This window comes from Brucella sp. IR068, from assembly GCF_049065885.1.
Taxonomy (GTDB): domain Bacteria; phylum Pseudomonadota; class Alphaproteobacteria; order Rhizobiales; family Rhizobiaceae; genus Brucella; species Brucella intermedia.
Genome location: NZ_JBAKHE010000013.1, coordinates 1 through 14115 on the forward strand (window position 1 = coordinate 1; position 14115 = coordinate 14115).

Sequence of the window (14115 nt, forward strand, 5' to 3'; positions counted from 1 at the left end):
GCGCGCAGGTAACTAGCACCATAGAGCTGCATTACCTTGCCAAAATAGACCCGTGCGTCCTTGACTTCCAGCAAGCCCGCCTCGCTCAGGATATTCACCAGATCGTAGATCGTTGATTTAGGCGCATCGAGCGCCTTCGGCAGATCCGCTAGCCGCGCGGGGCCCCCATGCTCCTGCAAATAAGAAAAGAGCTTGAGGATGCGATCTATCCCGCGCTCGCGTCGTCCTCGTGCCACGCGTGTCCCACCTGCAATCTGCCCCGAAGTCATGAGTTGACCTTTCTCGTCCGATCATGGTTGCCAAACCGCACATCTTATAATATCGTCCTAAATATAAGATTATAGTCCAATATATAAGACTAACAAGAATATCAAGGGAACAATTAAGCAAACATGCACGGAGGCAAACATGGCTGCAGGCAACGAACGGCGTGAATTCCTTAAACTCGGGTTGGGTGGAGTAGCACTCGGAGCGGCTGTCGCCGTGACGCTGAATGCTAAGGAGGCGGCAGCGCAGGCAGCGAGCGACAGCCTGCTGCGTACCGTTCTGGACCGGGGACACCTGATCGTGGGTACGGGCAGCACTAATGCGCCTTGGCACTTCGAGAATGATGCCGGCGAACTGGTTGGTATGGACATCACCATGGGTCGGATCATCGCCAAGGCCCTGTTTGACGATCCTACCAAGGTCGAATTCGTGAAGCAGGATGCGCAGCAACGCATTCCCAATATCGTTACAGGCAAGGTCGACATCACGCTCCAGTTCATGACGATCTCTGGAGCGCGCGCGCAGCTCATCAACTTCACGCGCCCTTATTACGTTGAGGGCGTCGCTCTTCTGACCAAGCCCGACGCCGCAGCCAAGACATTCGACCAATTGAAGGCCAAGGGAAGCAGCGCGCGCATCGCGATCCTGCAAAATGTCGACGCCGAGACGACCGTGCACGCGGTGCTGCCGGACGCGCAGGTCATGCAGATCGATACGCAGGCCAACGTGTTCCAGGCACTGGACTCCAATCGCGCCGATGCCTCCGCAGTCGACCTGTCGAACGTGCGCTGGCTCGTCGCCAAAAACCCGGACCGTTACTTCGACGCCGGCAAGCAATGGAACGCGATGCTCTATGGCGGCGGGGTGCGTCAGGGTGACCTGGACTGGCTGACATTTGTAAATACCGCCTTTTCAATTGCCATGTTCGGCCACGAAAATGCCTTGTATGACGCAGGCTTCAAGGAATATTTCGGCATGGAGCCGCCAGAGCGCAAACCGGGCTTTCCGTCCATCTGAATCTGGAGCGCCCGACCCTATCTGCGGTCGGGCATTGCAGGGCGCGATCCGAACATTGCGAGTCGCCTGCCCGAGAGGGAGGCTGTAGCGGAATGTGGATTGCGCTCGAAACCGTCCCGATCCAATACACCGGGAGGCAGGCGCCCGCACATGAACTACCATATCAATTTCAATCTGATCTGGCGGCATTTTGATAAACTGTGGCAAGGACTTGTTCTCAGCCTTGAGCTTGCGGTGCTTTCGGTCCTGATCGGCGCGATCATCGGGCTGGCGCTCGCCATCTGGTATGTGTCGGCCGGTAAGGTCGCGCGCGCCCTGATCTCGGCCTACGTCGAGGTTCTGCGCAACGTGCCGTTGATCCTCCTTGTCTATATCGTCTTTTACGGCATCCCCACCGTCGTCAACATCGCATATAGTCCGACCGTTTCCTTCGTCGCCACGCTGTCGCTCTATGCCGGAACTTATCTGGTCGAAGTGTTTCGCTCCGGTCTGGAGGCGGTTCCACGCGGCCAGATCGACGCCGGCAAGGCCATCGGCCTGACGCCATGGCAGCGCCTGCTTTATGTGCGCCTGCCGACTATGATACGCATCACGCTGCCCGCGCTGTCCAACACCTTCATTTCGCTGTTTAAGGATACGTCCGTGGCGTCGGTGATCGCAGTGCCGGAACTCACCTACGGCGCACAGTGGATCAATTTCAACACTTTCCGAATCGTCGAGGTCTACATCGTGACAACGGTGATGTATCTGGTAACCGGATATGGAATCCTGCTCGGCCTGCGCCAGCTGGAACGCCGTTTCAGAGCGGAGCGCTGAACCATGTCTTCCATCCTATATGCGCTTCCCTTCCTCGGCAAAGGCCTTGCGATTACGCTGCTCGTATCTGTACTAGTCGTGCTTTTCTCGCTGATTTCCGGCGTCATTCTCGGGATCGGGCTGATCTATGGCCCGCGCCCGCTGCAATGGCTCATACGCCTGTTCAGCGACTGCATCCGCGGTATCCCGATCCTCGTTTTGATCTTCGTGGTCTATTACGGCTTTCCGCCGCTCGGCGTTTCGATCAATTCCTTCTGGGCAGGTGTGGTAGCGCTGACGCTATTCAAGGCCGCACAGGTCATCGAATATGTACGTGGTGCCATCGTCTCCATACCCAAGGGACAGATGGAAGCTGCCAAAGCTATCGGCCTGACCTTCGTATCCCGCCTGCACTACGTGATTTTCCCGCAAGCTCTTCGACGCTTCCTGCCGCCATGGATCAACGGCGTCACTGATGCGGTCAAGGGCAGCGCGCTGGTTTCACTCCTCGGCGTGGTCGATCTCATGCAGTCGATCAACGAAGTCATTGGTCGCACCTATGAGGCTATGTCGCTCTATCTGCTGGGCGCGTTCATCTATTTCGTAATCAATTATTCACTCTCACTGGTCAGCCGCTCGGTAGAGCGCCGCTATGCCTATATTCGGGACTAGAGCCATGACTGCAACTGACAAGCCGCTTCTCAGGATTGAAAGCCTGGAAAAAGCCTATGGCTCCGTATCGGTGCTGAAGGGTATCGACATGCAGGTGCAAAAGGGAGAAGTCGTCGCCGTGATCGGCCCATCGGGCAGCGGCAAGACCACGTTGCTGCGCTGCATGAATTTTCTGGAAACCTATGATTCCGGGTCGATTCAGATCGATGGTCGTGAAGTAGGCTATTCCGATACCGGCAACCGCAAACGCCGGGGCGAAACCGACCTTGCCCGGATGCGCGCCGAAACCGGCATGGTGTTTCAGAGCTTCAATCTGTTTCCGCACCTGACGGCTGCCCAGAATGTCATGTTGGGCCTGACGAAAGTGCGCGGAAAGCCGAAGCAGGAAGCACGCGCCATCGCCGAACACTGGCTCAAGCGTGTCGGGCTTAGCCACCGCATAGACAACCTGCCGTCGGAACTTTCGGGCGGCCAGCAGCAGCGTGTGGGCATTGCCCGCGCGGTGGCCATGGAACCGAAAATCCTGCTGCTGGACGAAATCACCTCGGCGCTCGATCCAGAGCTGGTTAGCGAGGTGCTCGACGTAGTGCGCCAGCTGGCGCAGGAGGGCATGACGATGTTGATGGTGACCCACGAGATCGCCTTCGCCCGCGACGCCAGCGACCGCATCGTGTTTATGGATGAGGGCCGCGTCGCAGCTGATGGCCCGCCGGCACACCTGATGGCCCAGGCTGGTCAAAACGACCGCCTGAACGCCTTCCTATCGCGTTTCAGAACCTCTCATTTGAACTAGGATCCGCGTGCGCATGTCCCGTTATCGCCCCATTGCCGCGTTGGAGCGCGAACTTCCACCTGCTCCCACGCCGATTGGCACATTTCGCAACGTGCTGGAAATCGGCAATATGCTCTATATTTCCGGTCAGGGACCGCTGGACCATGAAGGCGTCCTGCACAAGGGCAAAGTTGGCCGAGACGTCAGCACCGAAACAGCGAGAGAACACGCCCGCCTTGTCGGATTGAACCTGCTCGCAGTGCTGACGGCGCATCTGGGCGACCTGCGGCGCGTGAAGCGGATCGTGAAACTGCTCGGCTTCGTTAACGCGGTCGATGACTTCGAGGAGCATCCGCGCGTCATCAACGGCTGTTCCGATTTTCTGGTCCAAGTTTTCGGCGACGATGGCGTGCATGCCCGTTCGTCTATCGGCGTCGCCTCGCTGCCCAACAACATCACGGTCGAAATAGAAGCGATCGTCGAAATCTTTCCCGAAGAACACGATGAAAGACACGACAATGGATAAGTCCAATTCTCAACGTCCCAACCAAACGATCCGCGAACGCTTCGGCCTGCGTCCGATAATCAATGTCTCCGGCACGATGACTGCGCTCGGCGCGTCGATCATCGTTCCTGAAGCCATTCGAGCCATGGCCGAGATCGCGCCGCAATTCGTTGAGATGGACGACCTGCACCGCACCGCGAGCAAGGTCGTCGCGCGCCTGACCGGCGGTGAAGCGGGCTTCATCACTGCGTCCTGTGCCAGCGGTATATCGCTGGCACTGGCTGGCGCCATTACCGGAACCGACCTTCTCGCGATCGAACGCCTGCCGGACGTCGCGCCCGGCGCGAAGGATGAAATTATCGTCCAGCTCGGTCATCTGGTGAATTTCGGCGGCAATATCGACCAGTCGATCCGGCTGGCCGGCGGCAAAGTCATACAGGCCGGCACTGTCAGCGTCACACATGATTACCATGTCGCGAACGCGATAACCGACAAGACGGCGGCAGCCCTTTACGTTGTGTCTCACCATACCGTACAGTATGGTATGCTATCGCTGGAGCAATTCGCCGAAATTTGCCATGCCAAGGGCGTGCCGGTCATCGTCGATGCAGCCTCCGAGTACGACCTCCAACGGTTCCTTAAGGCGGGAGCCGATATTGTCATCTATAGCGGCCACAAGTTTCTCGGCGGACCAACTGCAGGTATCGTGGCCGGGCGCAAGGATCTGGTGCGCGCCGCCTTCCTGCAAAATCGCGGCATAGGCCGCGGCATGAAGGTTGGCAAGGAAAGCATTGCCGGGGTGATTGGGGCGTTGGAAGCCTGGGAAGTCCGCGATCACGCAGCCATCCGCGAACGGGAAACAGCGGCGTTGAAGCTCTGGCACGATACGCTGGACGGACAAAAAGGCATCAAAGCTGACATTGTGTCCGATCCAACCGACAATCCCCTCGACCGGCTGGAGATTCGCGTTACGCCGGAATCCGGTTTCTCGGCGGCCGGTTTTGCCAAAGCGCTATCGCTAGCCGAACCACCGATCATCGTGCGCAATCACGAAATCGAGCGCGGCCACTTCTATCTCGACCCTTGCAACCTGCATGACGGCGAGGCCGAAATCGTTGCCGAAGCACTGAAAAAGACGCTGGCCGATACCCGACCCGAATATGCGCGCATGAAGCCGGAAAAGAGCAGTTTTTCGGCGTCGGTTTGGCCTGACTGAGGGACAAGAATAAAGCCAAGAATTGCGTTTGCAACCTCAGTGTCGGTCAGCCGCTTGGCGGCATTTTCTCTTCCCCTCGGAAGAAGTGCAGATCCTCGCAGGTGCTCGAAACGGATTAGCGTCTCATCAAATGGTGACGCAGGCGAGAGTTTCATGAAGAAGGTGAGCAAGATTCTTAACATACATGCTTGATTTCGATTACGCATCTGGCACCCAAGCAATAGTCCGGAACGCACAACCCGCTCGGTCATATCTAGGCAGTCCATGATTTACGTCTGGATAAGTTCCGGGGCCCACTATGGGCCATTGCATTTTTTCGCGGGCAACTTCTGCATTCGGAATTGAGCCGTAAAATATCTGCGTCTGAACCGAAGGCGTGTTTTGACCAGCTTTCGACCCCGTTGCGGTCGTTCCTTACGATTTCACCAATGCCTGAATGCGGCAGATCCAGCACAGCCTATCTGCCGACACTCTTCTCCATTTGGCGGAAATCGCGCGGACTCAACCCAATGGCGCTACGAAACATGTAGGTGAAGGCGCTCGGCGACTGGTATCCTAAATCGAGCGCTACCGAGCTGATTTTCTTGCCGGCGGCAAGCTGGGAGACGGCGTGAAGAATGCGGATTTGTCTTAACCACCGCGAAGGCGACATTCCCGTTTCGGTTATGAAAAGCCGCTCAATTGTCTTACGGCTGGCCGAAGCGCCGATGAGCCATTCGTCGATAGAAGCAATCGAGCCCGGATCATCTATCGCGGCTTGCGCAAGCCCGGAAATGCGCTTGTCCCGTGGCATCGCAATCGAAAGCGAGATGTCTTTGGCAGCCACAATTTCATGGAAAAGCAGTTCGTATAAAGCGGCCTCATGCGGCTTTGTGAGTCCGGAGGACTCGTTGTCCGGGACAGCGCCCATCAAAACCCGAAGAACCGGCGTCATCTGAACGATACGAGCCCTTGTTCCGAGCCTGTCCGACTCTGCGCGGTTCACGTCGACATAGATGATCTCATTGCTCGATGCATAGCGCAGCCAGTGTTCGACATCAGGCGGTATCCACACAGCCATGGCCGGATTGAGCAGGAGTACCCGGTCGCGTGTGCCAACATACATCGAACCGCGAATGGCAGAAAAGAACTGCCCGAAATCGTGTGTATGCCAGCCGAGGTTCTGCCCCGCCTCCTGGCTTTCCATGTCGCGAATATATCGGGGCCGTGTTGCACCGGGCATCGTGATGGAACCCAATGTTGGTTTGACGAAATCTAGATATAGATAGATCAATCGTCGACAGAAAGACAGCGCACTTTCCCCTATTTTGGCCGCGCATTCGGACAGGCAAGGACAGTACCAGCCATGGTGGCAACCGCAACACGCCAGGACGCAGCGCCGGATTGGGCCGCTATCGCGATCGTCATATCGAGCGTAACCGCCTTTGCAGTCGCTCAGGGTCTCACCTTTCCGCTCATTTCCCTTGTGCTTGAAACAAAAGGCGTGGCCGGAAGTCTGATCGGTCTGAATGCCGCCGTTTATGCAGCCGGCGCGATAGTGTCTGTTCTGGCAATAGATCAACTCACCGCAAGGGTCCGGGGAAACCTCCTGATCGTCGCTGCCTTGTTCGGCTGCTCTATCGGCCTTGCGGCGTTCGCCGTGATAGACAGTTTGCCAGTCTGGTTCATTGCCCGTTTCGCTATCGGCTTTTGTGCGAGCCTGATCTCAATCCTGAGCGGAGCCTGGCTGAACACGGCGACCCCCGACCGCCTACGCGGACGTATTTCCGGCTTCTACGGAGCCGGCATGTGCGCGGGATTTGCGGCCGGCCCGCTGGCCATTCCATTTCTGGGCACAACCAATGGTTCTGCCTTTGCGCTGGTGTCTGGCTACATTGCATCGATTGGTCTTGCCTGCGCAATCTTTAACGGCAACGCTCGTACAGTGCCGGAACGCGCCCCAGCAGGCGTATTGTTCCGCTTTATCCGCGCCGCGCCCATTCTGGTGCTCATGGAACTGGCCTTCGGTTTTGCCGATATTGCTGCGATATCCGGTATGGCCGTCTACTTCGTGCGCGTGGGCCACTCAGAGGCATTTGCGGCTTACGCGATTACCGTGCTGTCGCTTCCCACAGCTTTTGCCCAGCCGGTCGTGGGATGGTTGCTGGACAAGACTTCGCGCGCCGGGGTGACGACCGGCTGCGGCCTTGTGGGGGCGATCGCGTTCCTGATCATTCCATTCGTTCAGTCCGAAGCAGCTATTTTGGGGATATTCGCAGTTATCGGCATCGCCACATTTGCCCTGAGCACATGTGCGCTTACAATTCTGGGCGAGCGTTTCGACGGCGGAATGCTGATAGCCGGAACCGCCTGCTTCTCGTTGGCCTACTCCGTCGGCAGCGCAATGGGATCGACTGGCACGGGTTTTCTCGTGGATTGGATTTCGCCAGACGCTGTCCCGACAAGCGTCGGCCTGGGTCTGCTTGCGTTCACGATATTGGTTCTGTTCAGGCGCCCGTGACTATGCTTCCAAAGCCATCACTCAAGCTGGGTTTGCCGTACTCGTATCGTCTTTGTGGAGCAATTCGACCGCGCGGCTGGTCAGCGTTTCGAGGACACGTCGGCCACAAGCCGGCTCGTGACGCCGCGCACGCTGTCACGAAATGGCTGGAACACGTCAAGCCCTCTCTGTGTCATGGAAAGGTTCTGGACCCGCGCGACAAGTTCTTTCCCGATGAGGTCATTCACGAGGGTCATTTCGCTGCCTGGGGCCACCACGCACGCACCGGCGATCGCGGCTACTGTTCTGGGTTGCGCTCGGCATCATGTCGGCGGCGGCTTTCGGCACGACGTTCAATATCTTCGGCTACGCCCTGCGCGGCATTACGCTCATCATGGGTCTTGTTGCGGTGCTGGTTGCGATAAACTTTCTGGTGCGCGGCGGCCGCGAGACATTGAATCTCTGCCTCCAAAGCCTCGCGGAAGGCGCCAAGAATGCGCTGCCCGTGGGCGTTGCCTGTGCTCTGGTCGGCGTCATCATCGGTGTTCTGGCGCTGATCGGTGCCGGTTCGACCTTTGCCCGTGTGATCGTCAGCGTTGGTGAGAATTCTCTGTTCTTCTCGCTGATACTGACCATGCTGGCCTGCCTCGTACTCGGCATGGGCATACCAACCATTCCGAACTACATCATTACTTCCTCTATCGCCGGTCCCGCGCTTCTTCACCTCGATGTGCCGCTTCTGGTGTCGCATATGTTCGTCTTCTATTTCGGCATTATGGCCGATCTCACGCCGCCCGTAGCACTTGCAGCTTTCGCAGCGGCGCCAATCGCGCGAGAATCCGGCATGAAGATCGGCATGCAGGCGATCCGGATTGCGGTGGCGGGATTTGCCGTGCCGTTCATGGCAGTATACGAGCCGGTTATCATGCTGCAGGAGGGTGGCCCGCTTACCGAACGGTTCGGCTTCTGGCTTGCCTTCGCCTATATGATCGTCAAGGCGCTACTCAGTATCCTGCTTTGGGGCGCTGCCGCTATCGGGCATCTGCGAACACCGCTGAATATGTGGGAGCGCATATGAGCCTTCGTTGCCATCGCTCTGATGCTTGCAACCTATCCCTATAGCGATGAACTCGGTTTTGCAGCCTGTGCTGCCTTTCTTGCCTGGCACTTCTGGAGATCGCGGCCTTCCATCGTCGCGTCATCAGGTTGATGGCTGTCTGTATTGCAACGGCTGGCGGCGTAATGAATATCGCCGCCACGAGCTTCGTTCACTCCTGGACGCACTGTGTCGAGAAACTGCCGTGGCGGGAGGTCTGGAATGTGACGCCCCAAGGGTTAGTCTTGTCAGAGGCTCCGGTGCAGGCATGGACCCGCCCGCTGTTGCCGTTCTCAAGAACGGTTGGTTACCTATCATCCAAACATTCCTCCGCGTCCTGAAATTGTTCTCGCGGCCTCCCGCAGGACAATCGGAGGCTGGTCCTTTTGTGCAGATGGCAGTTGTATGGAACTGGGTACAACAGCGGAACAACCAATCCATATCCCCCCTGCAACTAAAACGGTCCCGCCCAGTCCCGAAATGCGCCACTCGATTAGGGATGTAGCCGACGGTTGTGGGTGAGAAAACTCTCAATGAACCGTCGCAATGCCACGGTCCCCAAATCTACCAAACTCCGGCTACCGCCATGTTTCATTTCGAGCTGTGGTTCGACTCGAGGAACAACACGGACTGTGTTGACTGGTATGGTAGTATGGTATACTCGAAATTTGAGGAGCCCCATTTATGCAAAGTCCATTATTGCAACCAAAGCACGTCAGTGTCGTCGATCAGCTTTACGCAACGCTGCGGGCTGCCATCATTGATAATGCGTTGTCCCCGGGTGCCCGGATTTCCGAGGCCGACGTGGCTCAACAATACGGGGTCAGCCGTCAGCCCGTGCGTGAGGCTTTTATCAAGCTCGCCAATGAAGGACTGCTGGAGGTTCGGCCCCAGCGGGGCACCTTCGTCGCAAAAATTTCACTACCGGCTGTAATGGATGCGCGCTTTGTGCGCGAAGCGGTTGAAGCCGACATCGTCAAGCTTCTGGCCCAATCTCCCGATCAATCCCTGGTTGCCGAATTGCGAGCCCAGCTCGTTCGTCAGGAAAAGCTCGTCGGTGGATCGGCACGCGATTTCATGGAGGCGGATGAAATATTCCACCGCACTCTGGCCGAGGGAGCTGACAAGGCAAAAGCCTGGCGCGTCGTCGTCGAGATGAAGGCCCAGATGGATAGGGTACGGTTTCTTTCCAGCATGCATTTCCCGGTCGATCGCCTCATCTCGCAACATCGCGCGGTGGTCGACGGGATTGCGAACGGCGATCCCGCCCAGGCCGAGCATTCGATACGGATGCATCTGCGGGGAATTCTGAGCGATCTGCCTATCATCGAGCAGGAGCGGCCCGAATATTTTCTGTAGAGCCGCAGTGCAGCAGCAATCATATCTAGAGGAGGAAACCATGAAATTTCAGAATCTTACGCGGCTGGCAGCGACCTGTGCCGTTCTCGCCGTCATGGGGGGAACTGCCCTGGCGCAGGAGGTGACACTCAAGCTTGGGCATCTCGCCAATGAAGAGAATATCTGGCACAAGGCGGCGCTGAAATTCGCGGATGAAGTCAAATCCCGTACCGACGGACGCGTTGCCGTCGAAGTCTATCCGAATGAATCGCTCGGCAAGGAAATCGACCTCATCAATGGCATGCAGCTCGGCACGGCCGATATGACCATCACCGGTGAAAGCCTGCAAAACTGGGCGCCAAAAGCAGCCCTGCTGGCTCTGCCATATGCATACAAATCGCTTGAACATATGGACAAGGTCGCCTCTGGCAAGATCGGCAAGCAGATCGAGGCAGAGATAATCGAAAAGGCCGGCATCCGCCCCCTGACCTATTTCGCACGCGGTCCACGCAACCTGTCGGCCAATCGCGAGATAACCAAGCCGGACGATCTGAAGGGTTTCAAGGTCCGCGTGCCGAACGTGCCGATCTTTGTTGCCGCATGGCAGTCGCTCGGTGCAAACCCCACCCCGATGGCCTTCTCCGAGGTTTTCACCTCGCTCCAGAACGGCACCATCGAAGGCCAAGAAAACCCGCTCGCGCTTTTCAAGTCCGGCGGCTTCTATGAAGTTCAGAAAGTCATCAACAAGACGGAACACGTCCGTTCGTGGATCTATCTGGCCATATCGGAACGAAGCTGGGGCAAACTCTCGGAAGCTGATCAGGCTGCATTGCAGGAAGCTGCCAAGGTCACCCAGGCTTTTGAACGCGAGCTGTTCATTGCGGACGAAAAGGCACTCGTCACCGACCTCGAAGGCCGGGGGGTGAAGTTTGTCGACGTGGATCAGGCTGCCTTTGCCGACAAGGCACGTGACGCCGTCATCAACTCGGTGCCGCAGGAAGTCCGCCCCCTGGCCGAACAGGTTTTCAACGACTGAGCTAGTGGCGCTGCCGACCCTCCGTCCGGCAGCCGCCCCGTCGAGGATACCATGACAAAACTATTCAAAGGGTTGGAAGGCCTATGCCGCCTTCTGATACTGGCAGCATTTCTCATATTGATGGGCGCGGTGCTGTTGCAGGTGTATGCGCGCACGTTTTTGAGCACCGCCCCGGTCTGGACAGAGGAACTGACCAGATTCTGCCTGCTCTATATTGGTGCGCTCGGTGCGGGCCTCGCGCTGCGTAGTGGCGATATGGTCAATGTCGACCTTCTTTGCGAAAGCCTTCCTGGACGTATGCCGTGGCTGCTGCGGCTGGTAAGCGCCGCATTGACAGTAATTTTTGCGGCTGTTCTCCTGCCTGCCGCGTGGGATTACACCATGATCGGGAGCCGCCAGACCGCTCCTTCTCTCGGGTGGCGCATGGATTTCGTCCACGCAACGCAGATCGTTCTTCTGGTCGCTCTGGGCCTCTGGGCCGTGATGCGCATCATTGAGATGCTGTCGGGCCGTCATGACGGGCGCCCCATCCCCAATTCGGAGGAAAACTGATGGGTCTGACCCTTCTCCTTGGCACATTCGTGCTGGGCCTGGCCATCGGCCTGCCCGTAGCCGTGACCCTGGGCCTGTCCTCGATGGCCTATCTTCTGTTCGCAGACATCCCGCTGGTTGTCATTCCACAGAAGATGTATGCGGGGATGGACAGCTTCGTTCTGCTCTGCATTCCGGGTTTCATTCTGGCTGGAAACTTGATGAACTCCGGCGGCATCACGGAGCGGATCATCCGCTTTGCAAATGCCCTTGTGGGCTGGATGCGCGGCGGGTTGGCGCAAGCCAATATCGCAGCCTCGATGCTTTTCGGCGGCATTTCGGGAACCGCCGTCGCCGATGTGGCTTCCGTCGGTGGCATGATGATCCCCGGCATGAAGAAGGTCGGTTATCCAGCCGATTTCTCCGCTGCCGTTACAGCCGCTTCATCGACCGTCGGCCCGATGATCCCGCCAAGCGTACCGATGATTATCGTTGGGTCGCTCTCCGGTCTTTCGGTCGGCAAGCTCTTTCTAGCGGGTGCGGTTCCCGGCCTTTTGATGGGTTTTGCCATGATGGTAACGACCTATTTCATTGCCAAGAAGAAAAACTTCCCCCGCGAGGACTGGAAGGGCGTCCGGGAACTGCTATCCTCGTTCACCGGCGCAATCTGGGCCATCGCCATGACCGCCCTGATCGTGGGTGGCCTGCTGATCGGCATCACGACGCCGACTGAAACGGCTGTGGTCGCGTGTCTTTATGCGGCGGTGGTGGGGCTGTTCGTCTACAGGGAACTGCCGGTAAGCCGAATTCCGAAGATCATCATCGATAGCGCGATCAGTTCGGCTGGCATTCTCGTTCTGGTAGGCACAGCCAATGTGTTCGGCTGGATTCTCGTCGCGGAACGTATCCCGCAGACGCTGGCCGATGCGGTTCTCTCGATCACGGACAACAAATTTCTCGTTATCCTGCTGATCAACATCCTGCTTCTGTTCGTTGGCATGTTCATGGAGACGATCGCAGCTCTGATCATTCTGTTCGTGCCCTTGCAGGCTCTGGCATTGGCAGTCGGTATCGACCCCATTCATTTTGCATGTTTTGCGGTGCTCAACCTGATGATCGGACTGACAACGCCCCCCGTCGGCGTTTGCCTATTTGTCGCCTCCAATATTGCGCGACTTCCCCTCTCGCCAGTGATCAGGGCAATCATCCCTTACATCATCACCAATTTGATCGTCCTTCTGATGGTCAGCTATCTGCCGCCGCTGGCGACGTGGCTACCCAACACATTGATGCCCTGAGGTGGAAATGACTGAATTTTCGAACACGCGCGTGATCTGTCTTCACGCGCAGGATGATCTGCGGATCGAGAGCCGTCCTGTCGGAACACCGGGGCCGGGCGAAGTGCTGGTTGCGGTCGAAGCAGGCGGGATCTGCGGATCGGATCTGCATTACTGGCTGGAAGGCGGCATTGGAACTATTCGCGTTCGGGAGCCGATCATCCTCGGCCACGAGGCGTCGGGACGCATCAAGGCCCTCGGCGAAGGCGTGACGGGCCTGACGCCGGGCCAGCTTGTCGTCATGAATCCCTCACAGCCTTGTGGCACCTGCAGTTTCTGCCAGCAGGGCTTGCCCCGCCATTGCACCGCTATGCGGTTCAAGGGCTCGGCAATGTACCTCCCGCACGAACAGGGCATGTTCCGCGACCGGATCGTGATTGCGGCTGACCAATGCCTGCCTGTCCCCGATGGGATCGATCCGGGAGCCGCAGCCTGCTCGGAACCGCTGGCGGTCTGCCTCCACGCTGCCAATCGTGGCGAAGCGATTGCAGGCAGCTTTGCGGGCAAAGTCGTCATGGTAACGGGCGCAGGCCCGATCGGTGCCCTTTGCGTGGCGGTTGCGCGACAGCGCGGCGCTTCGGAAATCATTGTGACAGACATTCAGGACGCCACGCTGGCCGTCGCCGCACGCATGGGCGCTGACCATACTGTCAATATTGCAACTGACGCGACAGGGCTCGCCCGCTGGCAGGCTGGCAAGGGCAAGGTCGATCTGGTATTTGAATGCTCGGCCGCAGCGCCGGCCATCAACGACGCAATTTCCTGCCTGCGTCCGCTCGGCACGCTCGTACAGGTCGGAGTCGCCGGACCAACCGTCTTGCCTCTCAACGTCATGGTGGGCAAGGAAATCCAGTTTGTCGGCTCGCAGCGGTTCGATACGGAATTTGCCGAGGCCGTACGTCTGATCGGATCGGGGGCTATCGATCCCCGACCGATCATCACTGCAACCATTCCCTTGATCGAAGCCTTGTCCGCCTTCAGGGCGGCTAAAGATCGTTCCCGATCTGTCAAGGTTCAGATTAGTTTCGCTGATGCGTCGGCATCGCACTGAAAA

General features: G+C 57.8%; 16 protein-coding genes and 1 pseudogene. 14 read left to right on the forward strand and 3 right to left on the reverse strand.

Annotation, left to right across the window (positions count from 1 at the left end; genetic code table 11):
- Nucleotides 1–269 (reverse strand): helix-turn-helix domain-containing protein (locus tag ACOWVS_RS18640; protein ID WP_420973131.1); only part of this gene is annotated, 269 nt, incomplete at its 3' end.
- A gap of 139 nt (nucleotides 270–408) precedes the next feature.
- Here ACOWVS_RS18640 and ACOWVS_RS18645 point away from each other — a divergent pair.
- The 6 genes from ACOWVS_RS18645 (at nucleotide 409) to ACOWVS_RS18670 (ending at nucleotide 5244) form a co-directional block, all read left to right on the forward strand.
- Nucleotides 409–1284: a transporter substrate-binding domain-containing protein gene (locus ACOWVS_RS18645; protein ID WP_075041697.1), complete on the forward strand. Its 876-nt coding sequence runs from the start codon at nucleotides 409–411 to the stop codon at nucleotides 1282–1284.
- Nucleotides 1285–1434: 150 nt separating this feature from the next.
- Nucleotides 1435–2100 (forward strand): amino acid ABC transporter permease, encoded by a 666-nt coding sequence (locus tag ACOWVS_RS18650; RefSeq protein WP_075041698.1) that lies wholly within the window; start codon nucleotides 1435–1437, stop codon nucleotides 2098–2100.
- Nucleotides 2101–2103: 3 nt separating this feature from the next.
- On the forward strand, nucleotides 2104–2751 hold the full coding sequence (locus ACOWVS_RS18655; protein ID WP_075041699.1) for an amino acid ABC transporter permease: 648 nt from the start codon (nucleotides 2104–2106) through the stop codon (nucleotides 2749–2751).
- A 4-nt stretch (nucleotides 2752–2755) separates the two neighbouring features.
- On the forward strand, nucleotides 2756–3544 hold the full coding sequence (locus tag ACOWVS_RS18660; protein ID WP_075041700.1) for an amino acid ABC transporter ATP-binding protein: 789 nt from the start codon (nucleotides 2756–2758) through the stop codon (nucleotides 3542–3544).
- A gap of 13 nt (nucleotides 3545–3557) precedes the next feature.
- On the forward strand, nucleotides 3558–4049 hold the full coding sequence (locus ACOWVS_RS18665; RefSeq protein WP_075041701.1) for a RidA family protein: 492 nt from the start codon (nucleotides 3558–3560) through the stop codon (nucleotides 4047–4049).
- Nucleotides 4042–5244, forward strand: a complete 1203-nt coding sequence (locus ACOWVS_RS18670; RefSeq protein ID WP_075041702.1) for an aminotransferase class V-fold PLP-dependent enzyme — start codon at nucleotides 4042–4044, stop codon at nucleotides 5242–5244. The genes ACOWVS_RS18665 and ACOWVS_RS18670 overlap by 8 nt, the downstream gene beginning before the upstream one ends.
- 457 nt (nucleotides 5245–5701) lie before the next feature.
- Here the strand turns inward: ACOWVS_RS18670 and ACOWVS_RS18675 are convergent, their stop codons facing one another.
- A complete protein-coding gene (locus ACOWVS_RS18675; RefSeq protein ID WP_139309257.1) occupies nucleotides 5702–6466 on the reverse strand; it encodes an AraC family transcriptional regulator in 765 nt (254 codons plus the stop codon).
- Nucleotides 6467–6589: 123 nt separating this feature from the next.
- Between ACOWVS_RS18675 and ACOWVS_RS18680 the strand changes: the two genes are divergently transcribed.
- Nucleotides 6590–7744, forward strand: a complete 1155-nt coding sequence (locus ACOWVS_RS18680) for an MFS transporter (protein ID WP_075041704.1) — start codon at nucleotides 6590–6592, stop codon at nucleotides 7742–7744.
- Between the two features lie 80 nt (nucleotides 7745–7824).
- Here the strand turns inward: ACOWVS_RS18680 and ACOWVS_RS18685 are convergent, their stop codons facing one another.
- Nucleotides 7825–7980: a hypothetical protein gene (locus ACOWVS_RS18685; RefSeq protein ID WP_170873248.1), complete on the reverse strand. Its 156-nt coding sequence runs from the start codon at nucleotides 7978–7980 to the stop codon at nucleotides 7825–7827.
- A 38-nt stretch (nucleotides 7981–8018) separates the two neighbouring features.
- Here ACOWVS_RS18685 and ACOWVS_RS18690 point away from each other — a divergent pair.
- The 7 genes and pseudogenes from ACOWVS_RS18690 to ACOWVS_RS18720 form a co-directional block, all read left to right on the forward strand.
- Nucleotides 8019–8933 (forward strand): annotated as a pseudogene (locus ACOWVS_RS18690) (TRAP transporter large permease subunit); the annotation flags it as partial.
- Nucleotides 8934–8965: 32 nt separating this feature from the next.
- The gene (locus ACOWVS_RS18695; protein ID WP_247644418.1) at nucleotides 8966–9160 is read left to right on the forward strand and encodes a DUF1850 domain-containing protein; all 195 of its coding nucleotides are present in this window, start codon (nucleotides 8966–8968) and stop codon (nucleotides 9158–9160) included.
- A gap of 343 nt (nucleotides 9161–9503) precedes the next feature.
- Entirely contained in the window at nucleotides 9504–10178 is a 675-nt protein-coding gene (locus tag ACOWVS_RS18700; protein ID WP_075041705.1) for a GntR family transcriptional regulator, read from the forward strand.
- 40 nt (nucleotides 10179–10218) lie between these two features.
- Nucleotides 10219–11193 carry a TRAP transporter substrate-binding protein gene (locus tag ACOWVS_RS18705; protein ID WP_075041706.1) on the forward strand — a complete coding sequence of 325 codons (975 nt, stop codon included), beginning with the start codon at nucleotides 10219–10221 and terminating at the stop codon, nucleotides 11191–11193.
- 51 nt (nucleotides 11194–11244) lie between these two features.
- On the forward strand, nucleotides 11245–11745 hold the full coding sequence (locus ACOWVS_RS18710) for a TRAP transporter small permease (protein ID WP_075041707.1): 501 nt from the start codon (nucleotides 11245–11247) through the stop codon (nucleotides 11743–11745).
- Complete coding sequence (locus tag ACOWVS_RS18715) at nucleotides 11745–13022, forward strand: TRAP transporter large permease (protein WP_075041708.1); 1278 nt, start codon at nucleotides 11745–11747, stop codon at nucleotides 13020–13022. Before ACOWVS_RS18710 ends, ACOWVS_RS18715 begins: the two co-directional genes overlap by 1 nt.
- Nucleotides 13023–13029: 7 nt before the next feature.
- A complete protein-coding gene (locus ACOWVS_RS18720) occupies nucleotides 13030–14112 on the forward strand; it encodes an L-idonate 5-dehydrogenase (protein ID WP_075041709.1) in 1083 nt (360 codons plus the stop codon).
- Nucleotides 14113–14115: the final 3 nt, after the last annotated feature.